10 protein-coding genes are annotated in these 19,407 nt (G+C 75.6%); 9 read left to right on the top strand and 1 reads right to left on the bottom strand.

The features are described 5' to 3' along the window. The first annotated feature begins 40 nt into the window (after positions 1–40). The 5 genes from ACF07S_RS21650 (at position 41) to ACF07S_RS21630 (ending at position 6,210) form a co-directional block, all read left to right on the top strand. Positions 41–982, top strand: a complete 942-nt coding sequence (locus ACF07S_RS21650; protein WP_391963497.1) for an RNA polymerase sigma-70 factor — start codon at positions 41–43, stop codon at positions 980–982. 283 nt (positions 983–1,265) lie between these two features. Then, a complete protein-coding gene (locus ACF07S_RS21645; RefSeq protein WP_391963404.1) occupies positions 1,266–2,768 on the top strand; it encodes a Y4yA family PLP-dependent enzyme in 1,503 nt (500 codons plus the stop codon). Further along, positions 2,765–4,102, top strand: coding sequence for a pyridoxal-phosphate dependent enzyme (locus ACF07S_RS21640; protein WP_391963403.1), 1,338 nt, complete (start codon positions 2,765–2,767; stop codon positions 4,100–4,102). Before ACF07S_RS21645 ends, ACF07S_RS21640 begins: the two co-directional genes overlap by 4 nt. Further along, positions 4,099–5,325, top strand: a complete 1,227-nt coding sequence (locus ACF07S_RS21635; RefSeq protein ID WP_391974848.1) for an aminotransferase class V-fold PLP-dependent enzyme — start codon at positions 4,099–4,101, stop codon at positions 5,323–5,325. The genes ACF07S_RS21640 and ACF07S_RS21635 overlap by 4 nt, the downstream gene beginning before the upstream one ends. Positions 5,326–5,421: 96 nt before the next feature. Beyond that, a complete protein-coding gene (locus ACF07S_RS21630) occupies positions 5,422–6,210 on the top strand; it encodes a class I SAM-dependent methyltransferase (protein WP_391974847.1) in 789 nt (262 codons plus the stop codon). Positions 6,211–6,327: 117 nt separating this feature from the next. Here the strand turns inward: ACF07S_RS21630 and ACF07S_RS21625 are convergent, their stop codons facing one another. Further along, entirely contained in the window at positions 6,328–6,906 is a 579-nt protein-coding gene (locus ACF07S_RS21625) for a GNAT family N-acetyltransferase (RefSeq protein WP_391974846.1), read from the bottom strand. 164 nt (positions 6,907–7,070) lie between these two features. Between ACF07S_RS21625 and ACF07S_RS21620 the strand changes: the two genes are divergently transcribed. The 4 genes from ACF07S_RS21620 to ACF07S_RS21605 all read left to right on the top strand — a co-directional run bounded on the left by ACF07S_RS21620 (position 7,071) and on the right by ACF07S_RS21605 (position 19,371). Next, positions 7,071–7,373 carry a hypothetical protein gene (locus ACF07S_RS21620; protein ID WP_391963399.1) on the top strand — a complete coding sequence of 101 codons (303 nt, stop codon included), beginning with the start codon at positions 7,071–7,073 and terminating at the stop codon, positions 7,371–7,373. A gap of 218 nt (positions 7,374–7,591) precedes the next feature. After that, on the top strand, positions 7,592–8,356 hold the full coding sequence (locus tag ACF07S_RS21615; RefSeq protein WP_391974845.1) for a class I SAM-dependent methyltransferase: 765 nt from the start codon (positions 7,592–7,594) through the stop codon (positions 8,354–8,356). A gap of 102 nt (positions 8,357–8,458) precedes the next feature. After that, a complete protein-coding gene (locus ACF07S_RS21610; protein WP_391974844.1) occupies positions 8,459–12,676 on the top strand; it encodes an amino acid adenylation domain-containing protein in 4,218 nt (1,405 codons plus the stop codon). Beyond that, on the top strand, positions 12,673–19,371 hold the full coding sequence (locus ACF07S_RS21605) for an SDR family NAD(P)-dependent oxidoreductase (protein ID WP_391974843.1): 6,699 nt from the start codon (positions 12,673–12,675) through the stop codon (positions 19,369–19,371). Before ACF07S_RS21610 ends, ACF07S_RS21605 begins: the two co-directional genes overlap by 4 nt. The last annotated feature ends 36 nt before the right edge of the window (positions 19,372–19,407 follow it).

Here is a 19,407-nt window from a genome sequence, read left to right as displayed (position 1 = left end):
GCGCGTGGCAGTCGACGAGAGCGAACAGGTGGGAGCAGTCGTGAGGAGCCGGCACGGTGAGCGCGACGGGTACGTGGCCGAGAGGCCGGCCGACGGCGGGGGCGCGGGTCCCGCCACCGACGCGTTCATCACCCACCGCAACCTGCTGTTCACCGTGGCCTACGAGATGCTCGGCTCGGCCGCCGACGCCGAGGACGTCCTGCAGGAGACCTGGCTGCGCTGGGCGGACGTCGATCTCGCCACCGTGCGGGACCGGCGCGCGTACCTGGTCCGGATCACCACCCGCCAGGCGCTGAGCCGACTGCGCACGCTCGGCCGCCGCAAGGAGTCCTATGTGGGCTCCTGGCTGCCCGAGCCGCTGCTGACCTCGCCCGACGTGGCCGAGGACGTCGAACTCGCCGACAGCGTCTCGATGGCGATGATGCTGGTGATGGAGACGCTCACACCGACCGAGCGGGCGGTGTTCGTGCTGCGCGAGGTGTTCGGCCTCGGCTACGACGAGATCGCGGAAGCCGTCGGCAGGAAACCGGCCGCGGTCCGCCAGACCGCGCACCGGGCCCGGGCCCATGTCGCGGCGCGGCGGCCGCGCGGGACCGTGTCACCGGCCGAGACCCGAGGCGCGCTCGACGCCTTCCGGCGGGCGGTGCGAACGGGCGACCTGCAGGGGCTCTTCGACATCCTCGCGCCGGATGTCGTCCTGCTGGGCGACGGCGGCGGCATCAAGCAGGCCGTCCCGCGGCCCATCGTGGGCGCCGACAAGGTGGCCCGGCTGCTGCACGCCGGCATGGGCAGGCTCCCCGCCGGCGCGGCCCTGTGGCCGGTGCAGGTCAACGGCCACCCGGCGCTGGTCCTGCGCATCGACGGCGCGATCGACACCGTCGTCGCGCTGCGCATCGACGACGGCCTCGTCACGGGGCTCTACGCCGTGCGCAACCCCGAGAAGCTGTCCCACATGGGGCACGAGACCGCACTGCACCGCTGACCGCCCTGCACCGCTGACCGGCGCGGGACGTCGGACCGGCGCCCGTCCGCCGCGCCGACCGCATCGCCCTCCTGGAGGGCGGACGCGTCACCGAGGGGGTACCCGGGAGGGACTCACCGCCCGCCCGGGCAGCGCACCCGCCCGGGTACCGGCGGGTACGGCGCCCGAGTACCGAACTCCGGCCTGGCCGCGACCCGGTGAGGCTTAGTGACGGGTGTACCTGGAAACGACTACTCCCGAACGACCGTCGCAACGACGGCCGGACGACACGGGAGGGGTCTTCGTGGACGTGCCCTTGTACCTGAGGCCGCGGGTCGATCCGCCGCTCGCCTCACTGCTGAGGGCCCAAACGTTTCTGCACTCACTCGTCGACGCCCTGGGATCGCCGCTCAACGTGCTGCTGCCCGAGGTCGTCGCCGAGAACGCGGCACGCTTCCGTGCCGTCTACCGCCGCCACCACCTCTCCGGGCGCGTGTACTTCGCGCACAAGGCGAACCGCTCCAGCGCCCTGGTGCGGCGGCTGGCGGCCGAGGACGCCGCCGTCGGCATCGACGTCGCCTCGTCGGCGGAGCTGCGGCACGCGCTGAGCTGCGGATTCACCGGTGACCGGATCATGGCCACCGGCCCCAAGGACACCGCGTTCCTGTGGCTGGCGGCGCGGGTGGGTGCGACGGTGAACCTCGACTCGCCCGGTGAACTGGACCAACTGGCCGGCCTGGTGCGCGGGCACGGGCTGGGCCGGGTCGCCGTACTGGCGCGCCTGTCGGGCTTCGAGTCCGCCACCGCCCAGGGGGGAACGGGCACCCGGCTGCTCTCCCGGCGCAGCCGCTTCGGCACTCCGGTACGCGAGGCGGAGGCGCTGCTGTCGGCTCTCGAGCGGCACGCGGACGCCGTCGAGTTGACCGGCATCGCCTACCACCTGGACACCACCGGCGTGGAGGAGAAGGCACGCGCCCTGGAACAGTGCGTGCTGTTCATGGACCGGTGCCGGGCTCGGGGACTCGCCCCGCGCGCCGTCGACATCGGCGGCGGATTCGGCGTCGGCTACCTCGCCGACGCCGAGGAGTGGGAACGCTGGACCACCGCGCTGAGCGAGGCGGTGCTCGGCGTCCGTCCGCCCCTGACCTGGCGCGGCCACGGCTACGGGCTGCGCAACGAGGGCGGCACGGTGCGCGGGAACGCCGCGCTCTACCCCGCCCACCGCCCCACCGCCGGCCCCGGCTACCTCGACGAACTGCTCGCGCTGCCCGCGCCGGTCCTGGGCCGCCCGGCGGCCACCCTCCTGCTGGAACACCTCCACGACCTGTACATCGAGCCGGGCCGCGCCCTGGTCGACCAGTGCGGGCTGTCGCTGGCCCGGGTGCTGGACGTACGGCCGGCGGGCGAGGAGCCGGGCCGGTACCTGGTGCGCCTCGGCATGAACGCGGGGGACATGAGCCTGGAGGAACACGGTGTCCTCATGGACCCGGTGCTGCTGCCGCGCGGCGGCGAGCCGGGCGGGAGCGAAGAGGGGGAGGGGCCGGTCGGGGTCTACCTCGTCGGCAACCTGTGCCTGGAGGCCGACCTGATCACCCGGCGCCTGGTCCACCTTCCCCGGCTGCCGCGCGCGGGGGATCTGCTGGCCTTCGCCAACACGGCCGGCTACGCGATGGACTTCCACGCGCACCACGCGCAGCGCCAGCCGCTCGCGCGGACGGTCGCGGTGGAGCGGGACGGCGGCTCCTGGCACTGGTGCCCGGACGAGGACTACTGGCCGATCACACAACCGGGGGGAACGAGCGCATGAGGTACGACAGCATCACCGACGCCATCGGGAACACACCGCTGGTGCGCATCGACCCGGCCGTGCACGGGCTGCGCAACATCGACCTCTACGCGAAGCTGGAGATGCTCAACCCGTTCGGGTCCGTCAAGGACCGGCCCGCCTGGCACATGGCCCGGCCCCATCTGGAGGCCGCGGCCGACGGCGACGGGACCGTGGTGGAACTCTCCAGCGGCAACACGGCCAAGGCCCTGGCGCTGCTGGCCGGCATGCACGGGCTGAAGTTCAAGAGCGTCACCAACCGGATGCGCGTGCCGGAGATCAAGGAGCTGCTGCTGCTCCTCGGTGCCGAGATCGAGGAGCTGCCGGGGCGCAGCGAGTGCCTCGACCCGACCGACACCGACGATCCGCTCACCCACTTCCACCAGGCGCTCTCCGACCCGGGCAGCACCTACCTGCACACCGACCAGTACTTCAACCCGCGCAACGTCGAGGCGCACGCGGCGGGCACCGGTCCCGAGATAGTCAAGGACCTGGACGGCAGGGTGCCGGACTGGTTCGTCGCCTGTGTGGGCACGGCCGGTTCCTCGACCGGTGTCGCGCGCGTCCTGCGCGAGCACGACCCGCGGGTGCGGGTCCTCGGCCTGGTCGCCCACAAGTCGGACTTCATCCCCGGCATCCGCACCATCGACGAGGTCCACCAGGTCGGCCTGTTCGACCCGGAGACCTACGACACGATCGAGTCGGTGACCTCCGGCGAGGCCGTCGACGGGATGGTCACCCTCATCCGCCGCTGCGGGCTGCTGTCGGGACCGACCGGAGGCGCCGCCTACCAAGGGGCCGTACGGCATCTGCGGGACGCCGACGCCGAGCTGGACGGCACCGGGCAGCGCCGCACGGCGGTCTTCATCGTGTGCGACCGGGCCGAGAGCTACCTCAGCTACGTGCGCGCGCGCCGCCCGGAACTCCTGGGCCAGACGCACCGCGGGCACTCCGCGTCGGCCGTCACCGACGCCGAGGCCCGGGCGGAGGCCCGTGCCGTCGCCGTCGCCGACGCCCGCCGCTGGACCGCGGAGGGCGACCCCCGTCCACTCGTCGTCGACCTGCGCAGCCCGCACGCCTACGCGGCCCTGCACATCGAGGGCTCGGTCAACATCGTCGACGAGCTCTTCGAGGAACTGGTGCGCGGCGGGCTGCCGTTCAGCAAGCGCACGCCGGTGCTGCTGGCCTGCCCCGTCGGCGAGAAGTCCCTGCGCTACGCCGCGCTGCTGACCCGGATGGGACATCCCGACGTCCGCAGCCTGGCCGGCGGAATCGTCGCCTGGCGGGACGCGGGCGCGCCGCTGGTGCGGGAATGAACGCGGCCCGTCCGCTCCCCGGACCGGACCACGACGAACAGGGCTCGTGGCAGGAGGAGCTGAGGGAGCAGTTCCCGATCGTCACCGCGCACCCGGAGTCGGCCTACCTGGACAGCGCGGCCACCTCGCAGAAGCCGCGCGCCGTACTGGAGGCCGTCCAGACCTACCTCACCACGTCCAACGCCAACGCGGGCCGGGGAACCTACACCTGGGCCAACCGGACCACGGAACTGGTGGAGGAGACCAGGCAACGGGTCAAGGAGTTCCTGCACGACCCCGAACCGGACCGCTCCGGCGTCCACTTCACCGGCGGCACCACCGAGGGACTGCGCACCGTCGCCCGTGACTGGCTCGTCCCGTACCTCTCCGACGGCGACGAGATCCTCGTGCCGTACGCCGACCACCGGGCCAATCTCGACCCCTGGCTCGAAGCGCGGGGGCTGCTGGCCGAGCGCGGTGTCCACGTCCGCGTGCGGGCACTGCCGTACCAGGAGGTCTCGGGCGACTACGACCACCGCGCGTTCGACGGGGTGGTCGGTCCGCGCACCCGGTTCGTGGCCGCCACCCACGTCCACCACGTCTACGGCGGTGACATGAACGTGCACCGGCTGCGGGCGGCGGTCGGCCCGGACGTGCCGATCTGCCTGGACGCCGCCCAGAGCGTCGGCCACCTCCCGGTCGACCTCGCGGATCCGGCGCTCGACGTCGACTTCGTGGTCTTCTCGGGGCACAAGGCGATGGCCCTGCCCGGGACGGGAGCGGTGTGGGCGCGCAACGCGCGAGGGCCGGTGTTCCGGCCGGCCGGCTGGCAGGGGACGCCCAACACGGCGGGCATCGTGTCGCTGCGTGCCGCGCTCGACTGGCTCGACGCCGCCGGACCCGACCGGATCGCGCGCTGGACGACCGGTCTCACGACCCGGCTGACCGACCGGCTGCGGCACCTCGGCCCGTACGAGGTCCTCGGCTGCCCCGACAGCCTCGCCGCCGGCTCCGCGCTCCCCGCCGCCCAGCGCCGGCACGGCATCGTCACCTTCCGGCACCGTGACATCCCCTCCGACGACCTGGGCTTCATCCTCTTCAGCCACGGCTTCATGGTGCGCGCCGACAGCCTCTGCCAGGCCGGCGCGGACGAGAAGGAGGGATCGGTGCGGGTCAGCCTGCACGTCTACAACACGGTCGAGGAGATCGACCGGCTGCTGGGCGTACTCGAGTCACTGACCTGAGCGGCCGAACCGAACGGCAACTGATAACCGTTTCCACCTGTAGATTCGGAGGTGCCGGGAAAGACGGGGACGACGGACGCGAGAGGTGCGCGAGCGATGGGCGTGAGCATGGGGACGGCCAGGGCGTGGGTGGAGCGCTGGGAACGGCAGCAGGAGCGGTACGCGGTGGACCGCGAGGAGCGGTTCACCGTGATCACGGATGTCGTCGAGCACGCCACGGCCGGCCGTACCCGGCCGCTCCTGCTCGACCTGGGCTGCGGTCCCGGCTCCCTGTCCGCCCGGCTCGCCCGCCGCCTCCCGGACGCGGAGATCGTCGCCGTCGACATGGACCCCCTGCTGCTGGAACTGGGCCGCACCCACCACGCCGACACCGCCCGCTACGTCGACACGGTGATCGGCGCGGAGGGGTGGACCGACGCCCTCGGGCTGGAACGCCCGCTGGACGCCGCCGTCTCGACGACGGCCCTGCACTACCTTCCCGAGCCCGTGCTGCTGGACACCTACCGCCGGCTGGCCGCCCTGCTGCGTCCGGGCGGCGTCCTGGTCAACGGTGACCACTTCCCGCCGGACGAGGAACCGTGCGCGGACCTCACCGGGTACGTGGGCCGCCGCCGCGCCGAGCGGACGGGGGGCCACGCCCACGAGGACTGGCGGTCCTGGTGGGCCGCGGCGGCCCGCGACCCCGAGCTGGCCGACCTGTTCGTGGAGCGCGAGCAGCGCCTGGCGCCCCTGGGGGGAGGCGGGGGAGACGAGGACCTGGCGGTGGGCCGTCACGCCGTGCTGCTGCGGCAGGCGGGCTTCCGCCATGTCGCACCGGTCTGGCAGTTCGGCGACAGCGCCGTCCTGGTGGCGGTCAAGGACGACCGGGGTACCGCCGGCGCGTGAGGACGGCCGTCCTCACCGCACCGGGTGCGTGAGGACGGCCGACTCACAGGTGATGCTCATGAGGACGGCCGGTCCCACGGGCCGGGCTGATGAGGACGGCCGGCTCGCGGGCGAGGCTCAGGAGGACACCCGGTCTCGCAGGGCCAGGCTCATGAGGATCTCGTCCCGGTCGTCTCCGGGTGCCACCCGCAGCGCGCCCGGCCAGCGGCCGACCTCGGTCCAGCCGCACTTGCGGTAGAAGTCCTCCAGTCCCAGACCTGCCCGCGCCGACAGCCGCAGTCGCTCCAGCCCCATCTCCTCGCGCGCGACGGCCGCGGCGCGCCCCATCAACGCGGCGCCGACGCCCAGGCCGCGGAAGCGGACGTGGGTCTGGACGTGGTTCACCACACCCCAGTGCGCCGCGAGCGGGTGCTGCTCACGGCGCACCGCCATCCAGCCCGCGAGCGAGCCGCCCACCCTCGCCAGGAGGAGCCTGCCGTGCTGCGGGGAGAGCTCCCCCACGATCCGCTCCACCGCCGGTTCGATCGCCGACCGGGTCACCGGTGGCAGCGGGCAGTCCATGGGGATGACGGCCCCGCCGTCGTTGACGACCGCCGTCCAGCAGTCGGTCAGCTCCCGCCTGAGGGCGGCGGTGGCGTCCTGGGCCCGGCTGATCTGTGTGATCGCGGGCGCGTGCACTGTCTCATGCGTGGTCACACCCGGTAGCTTGCCAGCCGCGCGGGGCCGGACGCGCCCGAGGGTCCCTGCCCCGCGAGTGGCTGCGGATGCGCGGGGACGGGGGCCGTTCTACGGTGAGGCGGTAACGCGGCAGCCGCCGTCGAACGGGCGGCCGCCCGTCGGACCGGCACCGGGAGCACGTCATGACGTCTGCCACCGAGCACCGCACCCACGAGGCCCACGACCACCGGCACGCGGAAGGCTGCGGGCACGTCGCCGTCCCGCACGGCGACCACGTCGACTACGTGCACGACGGGCACATCCACCGCGCGCACGACGGCCACGTCGACGAGTGCGTGACCACCGGCCACGCACCGCACGAGGGCCATGACCACCAGCACGGAAGCGGCTGCGGCCATGTCGCCGTCCCGCACGACGACCATGTCGACTACGTGCACGAGGGACACCGGCACGCCTCCCACGAGGGCCACTGGGACGACCACTGAGCCACCCGTCGCGGACTTGGCACCACAGCGCCCGCCGTGCGGTCACGGCGGGCGCCGCGCCGTCCGGGGGGGGCGGGGCCGCCAGGGAGGGTGTGTCCGGGGACGTCGAGGGGGCCGGGTCACCCCGATCTCTTCGTAATGAAATTCATTTGCGATTACTGTACTGCGCGTCGGCGCCCTGGAGCGCGCCCGCCCTTCGACGAGCAGTGAGGCAGTGAATGTCCGGAACAGTGACGAGCGACCCCTACGAGCGGTCCGCCGAGTACCTCGACATCATGATCGCCGCGGCGTGGGAGCCGCTGGCCCCGGCGCTCGCGGACGTCCTGTCCCGGGTGCGCGCCGTGGACGGGGCCGTGGTGGACCTCGGGGCGGGATCGGGTCGGGGGGTGCGCGCCATCCGTGACGCGCTGCCGCAGGCGCCGGTGTTCGCCGTCGAGCCGTCCGCCGCGATGCGCGCCGTCCTGCTCGCCCGGGTGTACGAGGACGACGAACTGCGCGGGCGCGTCACGGTGGTTCCCGGCGACGCGGCCGCCGAGTGGCCCGACGGCGTGCGCGCCGTGGTGGCCCTGAACATGATCGGGCACCTGCCGCCCGGGCGGCGGCGCGAGCTGTGGGAGCGAGCCGCCCGGCACCTCGCCCCGGGCGGCCTGCTGGTGTTCAACGCGACCGGGCCGTTCGTCCCGGTGGAGGTGGAGCGGGTGCGGATGGCCGGGGTCGTCATCGGCGAGATGGAGTACGAGGGCTGGGCGGCCGCGCGCCCCACCGGGGCGGACGAGATCACCTGGCACATGGAGTACGACGTGCTGCACCGGGGCCGGCGGCTGACCGGGGCGTCCGTCGAGTACCGCTGGTGGGTCGCCGAGGTGGACGTGCTGGCGGGCGAGGCCGCGGAGGCCGGGCTGGTGCTGCGGCGCACCGGTGATCCGTCGCTCGGGCTGTGCGTTCTGGAGCGCGCGGCCGAACCGACATCCATCAGTAGTTGATCTGATAATCATTTTCATCTAGGTTCGTTGCTGTTCTGCCTTCCCCCGTGCCGTCCGGCCCGGGGGTGGCGCCTTCCCGCCTGCCTCTGTGACGGAGACCGGATGAACCAGCCTGTGTCGGGCGGCGACCTGCTCGCCCGTGTCGTCGAGTGCGTGGCCGAGGTCCTCGGCATACCGCCGCGGGAGGTGGCTCGGACGACACCGCTCGCCGCCCTCGGGCTCGAATCGTTCACCGCGGTACGGCTCAGGCGCAGGATCCGCGAACGCACGGGCCACGACCTGCCGTTGACCGCGTTCCTCGGCGACGGCGCGACGGCCCGCGCGGTGACGGACCGGCTGCTCGCCGGGGAGGGGCCCGCCGGCGCCGCGGACCCCGCCCCCGCCGCTCCCGGGGCGGGGACGGACGACGGCGGGGAGGCGGGCTTCCCGCTGACGCCCATTCAGGCCTCCTACCTCGCCGGGCGGGCCGAGGGCCTGCCGCTGGGCGGGGTCGCCACCTTCTACTACCACGAGTACGACCGCACGCCCGGCGGCACCGACCAACTCCTGGACGTGGAACGGCTGGAGACCGCCTGGAACCGGCTGATCGGCCATCACCCGATGCTCCGCATGACGGTCGACGGCAGGGGCCGCCAGCACATCGTCGACGACCCCGGCCGCTACCGGATCGGCGTCACCGACCTGCGCCACGAGTCCGGGGAGCGGGTGGAGGCGACGTTGTCGGCACTGCGCGGGGAACGCTCGCACCAGAACCGCCCCACCGGCGGCTGGCCGCTGTTCGACCTCCACGCCACGCTGCTGCCCGGCGGACGGACCCGGCTGCACGTCGGGGTGGACGTCCTCCTGACCGACATGGCCGGCTGGATGCTGCTGATGCGCCAGTGGGGCAGCCTGGTCGCGGACCCCGGCCACCGCCTCCCGGAGCCGTCGGCCCGCTTCGCCGACCTCCAGCGCGCCCGCGCCGCCGACCCCGCCTGGGCGGCCCAGCGCGCCCGCGACCGCGCCTACTGGGCCGAACGCGCCCCCGAACTCCCGCCCGCGCCGCGCCTGCCGGTGCTGCGCGACCCCGCGGACACCACCCCGCCGCGCTTCGTCCGTTGCGCCGCCGAACTCGACGCCGCCGCCTGGGCCGGACTGCGCGCCCGGTGCGCCGAGCACGCGGTCACCCCGACCGCCGCCCTGCTCGCCGCGTTCGCCGTCGTCCTCGGACGGTGGGGCGCGGGGGAGCGGGTGTGCCTGAACACCACCCTGTTCGACCGCCCGGAGGACGGCGCCGGGGCCGAGGGCGTGGTCGGAGACTTCACCACCACCGCCCTGGTCGGCACGCCCCGCTTCGACCCCGCCGGCTGGAAGGGCTTCGCCGACTACGCGACGGCCGTCAACCACCGTTTCTGGGAGGACCTGGACCACCGGTCCGTGTCCGGTGTCGAGGTCCTCAGGGAGCTGCGGTCACAGGACGCGCCGGTGGTGGGAGCCCCCAGCCACCCGGTGGTCTTCACCAGCGGCGTGGGCCTCGCCGGCGACGCCGAACCCCCGGCCGCCTGGATCGGCCGCGAGGTGCACGGCATCTCCCAGACCCCGCAGGTCCTGCTCGACCACATCGTGTGGGACGAGGGCGGACGGCTCCGCCTCGCCTGGGACGCGGTCGAGGGCGCCTTCCCCGACGGCTGGATCCAGGCCCTCCTGGACGCCTACGTACGCCTGTTGCACGCCCTCACGGACGCCGCTGCCTGGCGGGACACCGCGCTGGGCTGGGACCCCTCCTTCCGCCCGGAGGAACCCCTGGACGCCGATCCCTTCCCGGACGCCGGCCCGCTGCTGCACGACCCGGTCGCCGGCGCCGCCCGCCGGCACCCGCGGCGCCCCGCGCTGCGCACCTCCGCCGCCACCGTCACCCACGCCCGCCTGGCGGACAACGCCACCGCCACCGCGGCCCTGCTCACCACGCAGGGGGTGGGCCCCGGCGACATGGTCGCCGTCGCCTGCGAGAAGGGCACCGCGCAGATCACCGCCGTACTCGGCGTCAGCCTGAGCGGAGCGGGCTACCTGCCGGTCGAGCCCACCTGGCCGGCCGCGCGCATCGCCGCCGTGTGCGAACGCGCCGGGGTGCGCCACGCACTCACCGGCCGGGGCGTGCGGACCGAGTGGCCGGACGGCGTCACCGCGCACCGCCTGACCGCCGCCGGCCGCCCCGCGCGCACCGCCCCCGCCCCCGCCGAGCCCGCGGCCCCCGCCGCCCTTCCGAGCCCCGGCGACCTCGCCTACACCATCTTCACCTCCGGCTCCACCGGCAGCCCCAAGGGCGTCGAGATCCAGCACCGGGCCGCCCGCACCACCGTCGACGACATCGTCGACCGGTTCGGCATCGGCCCCGAGGACCGGGTCCTGGCGCTGTCGGCGCTGAGCTTCGACCTGTCCGTGTTCGACATCTACGGCGTCCTCGGCGCCGGCGGCTGCCTCGTCCTGCCCGAACCCGCACGGCAGCGCGACCCGCAGCACTGGCTGGAACTGGCCGGCCGGCACGGCGTCACCGTGTGGAACACCGCCCCCGCCCTGCTCGAAATGCTCGTCGAGTACGCGGAGATGGAGCCGGACGAGGCCGCCACGGCGCTGCGCTCCCTGCGCCTGGTGATGCTCTCCGGCGACTGGATCCCCCTGACCCTGCCCGACCGGCTGCGCCGAATCGCCCCGCAGGCAAGGGTGATGAGCCTGGGCGGGGCCACCGAGGCGTCCATCTGGTCCATCACTCACCCGGTGGAGCGCACCGACCCGAACTGGGTCAGCATCCCGTACGGCCGGGCCCTGCGGGGCCAGAGCTTCTTCGTGCTCGACGAGGACGGCGGGCCCTGTCCGGTCGGCGAGGCGGGCGAGCTGTTCATAGGCGGCGACGGACTGGCCCGCGGCTACACCGCCGACCCGGCGCAGACGGCCGAGCGGTTCGCCGTCCACCCCGTGCTGGGCCGCCGGCTGTACCGGACCGGCGACCTCGGCCGGTGGACCGCCGACGGCACCATCGAGTTCCTCGGCCGCGTCGACCGGCAGGTGAAGATCCGCGGGCACCGCATCGAACTCGGCGAGGTGGAGGCCGTGCTCGCCCGGCACCCCTCGGTGCGGCAGTGCGTGGTGTCGTCGGTGCGCGGGCCCGACGGGCGGCCCCGGCTGGTCGCCCACCTCTCGTCCCGGGGCGCCGGCGAGGCGCCCACGGCCGAGGAGCTGGCGGACAGTCTGCGCGAACGGCTGCCCGACTACATGGTGCCCGGCAGGTTCGTCATCCTGGACCAGCTCCCGGTCACGGCCAACGGCAAGATCGACCACGCGGCGCTGACCGCGGCGGCACCGGTCGCCGCGCCCGGTGCCGCACCGGCCGGGTCACCGGCCGCGGACGCCGGTGCGGCCGGGGACGCCGCCGCACCGGCGGGTGACGCCGCAGTGTCGTCCCCGCACGCCGATGTGCCGTTCCCGCGCGCCGACGGACCCTCCGCGGACGCCGGCTCCGATGCCGATGTCCATGCCGTCGGCGCCGGACGGAGCGGGCCCGCCGCGGCCCCGCGGGCGGAAGCGGCCCCCGCCGGCGGCCCGGTGTGGGTCGCCGCCGCGGTCGCCGAGGCGGCGGCACTGGGACTCGACACCGCGCTCGTGGTCCGGCCCGGCAGGCTCCGGCCGGACGACGCGCTGGAGGCGTCCGCCCGATGGCTGCGGCACGTCGCGCGTCTCACCGGCTCCGCCGTCGAGACGCGTCTGCCCGCCGGCGGACTCGCCGAAGTGGTCTGCGCCCCGTCCGGCAGCGGGACCACGGAGCCTGCTGCGGCCACCGTCACGGCACCCGCCACGCCGTCCGGCGTGCCCGGCCCGGAGCGCGGCGCCACGGACGGCGGCGCGCAGGCGCCCACGGAGCACCGTCGGCCCCCGCGAGGCCGCCGGGCCGGCGCGGACACGCCCGTGGACCCGGAGGTGCTGGACGCGCTCACCGCCGTCCTGGCCGACTTCACCGACGTCCCCGTCACGCCCGACAGCACCTTCGGCGCCCTGGGCGCGACCTCGCTCACCCTCGTCCTCACCCACCGCAGGCTCCGCGAGGGCATCGCGCCCCGCCTCGTGCTGGCCGACATGTTCGAACACCCCACCGTCGCCGCCCTGGCCGCCCGCATCACCGCGCAACGCGCCCCGGACACCCCCGTACCCGATGCCACCGGGGCCGTGAGCACCGGCGCACACACCACGGGCCCCGCCCCCGTCCTCACCGTCCCGCAGCCCGAACGCCCCGCGCGCAGAAGCTCCCGCCTCGCCGCACGCGCCCTCGCCGAGGAGACCACGCGATGACCGGACCGTCCTCCCCCCGGGGCCCCGTGGCGGACGCCGGGCCCGGACACCCGGCCGCCGGCGACGACCTGATCGCGGTCACCGCCCTGGACTGCCGGTTCCCCGGCGCCCCCGACACGGCGGCCTACTGGGACCTGCTGGCGGGCGGCCGCAGCGGACTGACCCGGCACGACGAGCGGGACCTCGCCGAACGCGGCGTCCCCGAAAGGCTGCTGGCCAACCCGGCACACGTACCCGTCAGCGGACTCATCGACGGACAGGACCACTTCGACCCCGAGCCGTTCGGCCTGACCGACGCCGAGGCGGCCCTGATGGACCCCCAGCAGCGGCTCTTCCTGGAAGCCTGCCTGCGCGCCCTGGAGAGCGCCGGGCACGGCGGCGGCGCCGGGGCGGGCGCCGTGGGCGTCTTCGCCGGCGCCGCCCACAGCGACTACCTCGCACGCAACCTCGCCGACCGCTACGCCGCCTCCGCCACCGACCCCGTCGGCAGCCTCCAGGCCGCCCTCGCCGGGGTGGCCGACTACCTCCCCCTGCACGTCGCGCACCGCCTCGCGCTCACCGGACCGGCCGTCGCGGTCGGCACCGCCTGCTCCACCTCCCTGGTCGCCGTGCACCTCGCGGCGCAGTCCCTGCTGGCGGGGGAGTGCGACACCGCCCTGGCCGGCGGCGCCTCCCTGATCGTGCCGCAGGGCCGGGGCTACCTCCACGTCCCGGACGGGATCTTCTCCGCCGACGGGCACGTCCGCACCTTCTCCGCCGAGGGCACCGGCATCGTGCACACCCAGGGCGTCGGCGTGGCCGTCCTGCGACGGCTGCGCGACGCCCTCGCCGACGGCGACCCGGTGCTGGCCGTACTGCACGGCTCCGCCGTGAACAACGACGGCGGCGACCGCACCGGCTTCACCGCGCCCTCGCCGCGCGGACAGGCCCGTGCCGTCTCCGAGGCCCTCGCCGTGGCCGGCCTCACGCCGAGGGACATCGGCTACGTCGAGGCCCACGGCACCGCGACCCGCCTCGGCGACGTCGTCGAAGTCGCGGCGCTGCGCCGGGTGTTCGGCGACACCGGCCCGGCCTGGTGCGCGCTGGGCTCCGTCAAGAGCAACATCGGGCACGCCAACTCGGCCGCCGGGATCGCCGGCTTCGCCAAGACCGTACTCGCCCTGCACCACGGCGTGCTGCCGCCCACCCTGGACGCCCTGCCCCTCAACCCCGATCTGGGCCTGGACGGCTCGCCGTTCACCGTCGTCCACGAGGCCACCGACTGGCCCGGCCACCGGTACGCGGGGGTCAGCTCCTTCGGCATCGGCGGCACCAACTGCCACGTCGTGCTGGGCAGCGCCCCCGTCCGCCCGGAACCCCCGGCCGACCCGCGCCCGCAGCTCGCCCTGCTCAGCGCCCACCGCGACGACGCCCTCACCCGCCTCGCCGAGTCCACCGCGACCGCCCTGCGCACCACTTCGGCCGCGACCGCTGACGCGGCCCACACCCTGCACACCGGCCGTGCGACCCTGCCGCACCGAGCCGCCGCGGTCCTCACCGGGCACGCGGACGCCGACGCCCACGCCCTGCGCACCGCTCCCCGCCGCACCCCCGGCCCCACCCCGCCGCGGATCGTGCTGGCCTTCCCGGGCGGCGGCGCCCAGTACGCGGGCATGGGACGCGAACTGTGCGACCAGGAGGAGGAGTTCGCCCGCACCGTCGCCGAGTGCGCCGCCCTGTTCGACGACGGCACCGCCCCCGGCCTCACCGCCCTGGTCACCGCCGGCCCCACCGACGAACAGGCGCGCCGGCTGCTGCGCGACCCCGCCCACGGGCTGCCCGCCCTGTTCACCGTCTCCCTCGCCGCCGCGCGCACCCTGCGCTCCTGGGGCGTCGAACCGGACGCGGTGGTGGGCCACAGCCTCGGCGAGTACGTCGCCGCCGTCCTCGCCGGCGCCCTGACCCTGCCCGACGCCGCGACCCTGGTGGCGGTCCGCTCGCGGGGCATGTCCCGGGCGGCCGGGGGCGGCGTGATGCTCACGGTCCCGCTGGCCGAACGGCAGACCCTGGACCTGCTCGCCGGCCACCCGGAACTCGACCTCGCCGCCGTCAACGGCCCCCGTTCCTGCGTGGTGTCGGGACCCGTCGCGGCCGTCACCGCGCTCGAGCACACCCTGGCGGCCCGCGGCGAACGCACGGTACGGCTCTCCCTCGACGCCGCCGCCCACTCCCGCCTCGTCAACCCGGTCCTGCCCGAACTGCGGGCCGCCGCCGGGTCCGTCCGCCCCCGCGTCCCGCAGATCCCGCTCGCCACGACCCTCACCGGGAAGCTCCTGGACACCGCGCCCGGCGCCGACCACTGGGTGGACCACCTGCGGTCCACGGTCCGCTTCTCCGACGCCCTGGCGGCGGCGCTGGGCGACGGACCGGCCGTGCTCGTCCAGGCGGGACCCGGCAGCGCGCTGCTCCAACTCGCCCGGCAGCAGGACGACCCGCGGCTCCTGGCCACCCTGTCCACCTTCCCCGACCGCGACGAGCCCCGGGGCGGGCGCGCCGCGCTGCTCGCCGCCGCCGGCGAGCTGTGGACGCACGGCGTCCCCCTGGACGCCGCCGCCCTGCACCGCCCGGGACGGCGCCGCGTCGCCCTGCCCGGCCTGCCGCTGACCGGCCGCAGACTGTGGATCGACCCGCCGGCCGCGCCCCCGGCGCCCGGCGCGGCGGACGGCCACGGGCACGCCGCCCCCGACGAGTCCGAGCCCTTCCAGCTGCCCGTCTGGCGGCGCACGCCCCCGGCCGGAACCGGCCGCCCGGCACCGCGCGGCCGCTGGCTCGTCGACGGCCCGCCCGGTTCCCCGCTGCCCGGACGGATACGCGCCGCGCTCGACGCCGCCGGAGCCACCCCCGTCACCCTCGAGGAGGCGGCCCAGGACCCCGACACCGCCTGCGAGGGCGTCCTCGTGACCGGCCCGCACGGCACCACCGGCGAGGATCCGGCCGCCACCGTCACCGCGTCGGTCCTGCGCTACGCGGAGGTGGCGCGCGTCGCCGCCCCCTGGGCGCACCGCGCCTGCCTGCTGCACCTCAGCCACGACGCCCAGCAGGTGGAGAGCGCCGACCGCCCGCAGGCCCACGCCGCCGCCACCCTCGCCGTACCCCGCGTCCTCGCCCAGGAGTTCCCGGGACTGCGCTGGCGCGCCCTCGACCTGCCGGCCGGGCCGCCCGACGCGGCGGACCTGGACACCGTGCTCGCCGAGGCCGCGGACCTGGCGTCCGGCGGCCCGAACGGAGCCGAGTGCGCCCTGCGCGGCGGCCAGCGCTGGCTGCGCGGCATCACGCCCTGGCGCCCCGCCGCCGGCCCGGCCGCCCCCGAGGGCGCCACCGGAACGGCCGTGGTGCTCGGCGGACTCGGTGACGTGGGCCTCGCCCTCGCCGCGCACCTGGCCCGCTCCGGCCGGCGCGTCGTGGTGACCGGCCGCACCGGCCTCCGGCCGGACCCGCGGCCCGGCAGCGACGACGCCGAACGGGCCGAGACCGTACGCCGGCTGAAGGCGTCCGGCGCCGACATCGAGGTCCGTGCCGCCGACGCCGCGGACAGCGCCGCCACGGCCGCGCTGCTGCGCGAGCTCACCGACCGCGACGGCCCGCTGGACCTGGTCGTGCACGCGGCCGGCGTGGTCGCCTCCGCCGCCGTCGCCCCGCTGCGCGCCACCGAGGAGCACACCGTGCGCGCCCACGCGCACGCCAAGGTCACCGCCGCCCTGGCGCTGCGCGCCGCCGTGGACGGGCTCGACCCCGACCGCCGCCCGGCGACCGTCCTGCTGATGTCCTCGGCGACGGCGTTCGTCGGCGGCCTGGGCCTCGCCCCGTACGCCGCCGTCAACCGCTACCTGGACGCGCTCGCCGAACACGAGCGGACCACGGGCCGGGCCACGCCCCGCTGGATCAGCGTGGCCTGGGACGGCTGGCGGGTGGGTCCCGGGCAGAGCGAACGCACGGTGGCCTCCCGGCACTCGATCGGCCTGGCGGACGGCATGCGCACCGTGGACCGGCTGCTCGCCCTCGCCCGGGACGGCCACGCGCCCGCCTCCGTGGCGGTCTCCCCGGCCGACCTCGGGCCCCGCACCGCGGGCACCCCCACCGCCGTACCCGCCCCCGCGGACCGTACCGTGCGGGCGTCCGCCGGCACCGCGTCCGGTTCCGTCGCCGAGGCCGAACTCGCGGCGCTCTGGTCGGAGTTGCTCGGCTTCCCGGTGACCGACCGCGACGCCGACTTCTTCGCGCTCGGCGGCCACTCCCTGCTCGCGACCCGGATGCTGGCCCGGCTGCGCGACGACCACGGCGCCGACCTGCGGCTGCAGGACCTGCTGGCCCGGCCCACCGTCGCGGCCCTGGCCCCGCTGCTGCCCGGTACCGGTCCCCGGCCCGCTCCCGCGGCGGCCCCGGACACCCCGGAGGCGGCCGGCGACGGCCCCCGCGAGTTCCCCCTCACCCGCGTGCAGCACGCCTACTGGGTCGGCGGATCGGGCGGCTATCGCCTCGGTGACGTCCCCTGCTCCTTCCACCTGGAGTACGACTGCCCCGGCCTGGACACCGACCGCTACGAGGCGGCCTGGAACGCGGTCGTCGCCCGCCACCCGATGCTGCGCGCGGTCGTCTCGCCGGAGGGCCGCAACCGGGTGCTGGACAAGGTGCCCCACTACCGCATCCGCGTCCAGGACCTGACGAAGGACGACGACACCGCACGCGCCCGCAAGCTGGAGCGCGTCCGTGAGCGCATGGTCCGCCGCGAACCCCGCCCGGGCCGCTGGCCCCTGGTCGACATCCGGGCCGCCCGGCTGCCCGGCGACGTCGTCCGCCTCTTCGTCAACGTCGACGTCCTGGTGTGCGACACCGCCAGCTATCTCATCTGGGACCGCGAACTGCGCGTTCTCTACAACGACCCGGACGCCCGGCTCCCCGCGCTCCAGACGACGTTCGCCGACTGCGTGGCCGCGCTCCGGGCCCGCGCCGACAGTCCCGAGCACGCCCGGGCCGCCGCCTACTGGCGCGCGCGGGCCGACGGCCTGCCCGGCGCGCCCGCCCTGCCCGTACGCGCCCGGGACCTCAGCGAGCGCCCCCGCTTCACCCGGCGCACCGACCGTCTGGAACCGCACCTGTGGGACGCCCTCAAGGCGGAGGCCGCCCGGCGCGGACTGACCCCCACCGCCGTCCTGCTCGCCGCCTACGGCGAGGCCCTCGCCCGCTGGTCGGGGCAGGACCGGTTCGCCGTCACCCTCACCCTCTTCGACCGGCCGTCCCACCTCCCCGGGGCGGACGCCGTGGTCGGCGACTTCACCTCGCTGATGCTGCACGAGGTGGACCGCTCCGGCGCCCCGTCCTTCGCCGACGCCGCCGGCCGGGCCCAGCGCACCCTCTTCGCGGACCTGGACCACCGGCAGTTCTCCGCCCTGGACCTGTTGGCCGAGAAGTCCTCGCGCACCGGCCGCACCGAGTCCGTCCCCGTGGTCTTCACCAGCGCCCTGGGCCTGTCCGGCCCGCTCGGCGGCGGGCACGACCTGGACTGGGCGGGCACCCCCGTCCACGGGGTGAGCAGCACCCCGCAGACCTGGCTGGACCACCAGGTGATCGAGCAGCACGGGGCGCTGCTGCTCCAGTGGGACGTCCTGGACAACGCGCTGCCCGCCGACGAGACGGACGCCGCCTTCGCCGCCTACGCCGCGCGCGTGCGCCGGCTCGCCGAGGCCCCCCACGCCTGGGACGACCCGCAGGACCCCGGCCCCGCACCGCGTGCGCCGCGCCGCCCCGCCCGCCGGGACACCGCACCCGCCGGTACTCCCGACGCCGACGCCGCCGTACCGCTGCACGACGGCAACGGGGACCGCCCGCTGTTCCTGATGCACCCCTCCGGCGGCGACATCCTCTGCTACGGCGAACTCGCCCGCCTCCTCACCGACGGCCGGCCCGTGGTGGCCCTCACCGACCCCGCCCTCACGGGCGGCACCGGTCCGCGCACCATCGCCGAGATGACGGACCGCTACCTCGCCGCGCTGCGCTCCCACCAGCCCTACGGGCCCTACCTGCTGGGCGGCTGGTCGATGGGCGGCACGGTCGCCCACCAGATGGCCGTGGAACTCCAGCGGCGCGGTGAGCGGACCGACCTCCTCGTCCTGATCGACTCCAACACACCGGACCGCATCAGGGAGCTGGGCGGCACCGACGCCGCCGAGGACACCGCCTTCGCGGCCGTCCGCTACCTGCGCTCACTGGAGGCGTTCCTCGACCTCGACCTCGGCCTCGGCGCGGACGCGAAGGCGGTCCGCGAGGCCCCCGGCCCGGACGCCGTGCGCCATGCCGTCACCGAACGGCTGCGCCTGGCCGGCCTGCTGGGCCCTGCCGACACCGCCGACGCCCGCCTGGAGGTCTTCGAACGGCACCTGAGGGCGCTGGCCGGCCACCGCGCCGGCCACCTCACCGACCCGGACACCCGGCTGCTGCTCATCGCCGCGTCCCGGCCGTCACCGCACAACGCGGGCGTCGGCATGGGCGTCGACGACGCCGGGGACCTGCCCGCCCTGGGCTGGCTGCCGCACGTCTCCGGTCCGGTGGACGCCCACACCGTCGACGGCCACCACTACTCCCTGCTGCACGACCCCGCCGTACGCCGCACCGCCGGCCTGATCGACCGGGCCCTGGCCGCCGTGCACCACGGCCGCTGAACCCGGTCCTCCCCTCCCGACCCGAACACCTCGCGG

This window comes from Streptomyces sp. NPDC016640 (assembly GCF_043076215.1).
Classification (GTDB): domain Bacteria; phylum Actinomycetota; class Actinomycetes; order Streptomycetales; family Streptomycetaceae; genus Streptomyces.
The sequence above is the reverse complement of the archived record's forward strand: the minus strand, read 5'-3'. Positions and strand labels throughout refer to the sequence as shown.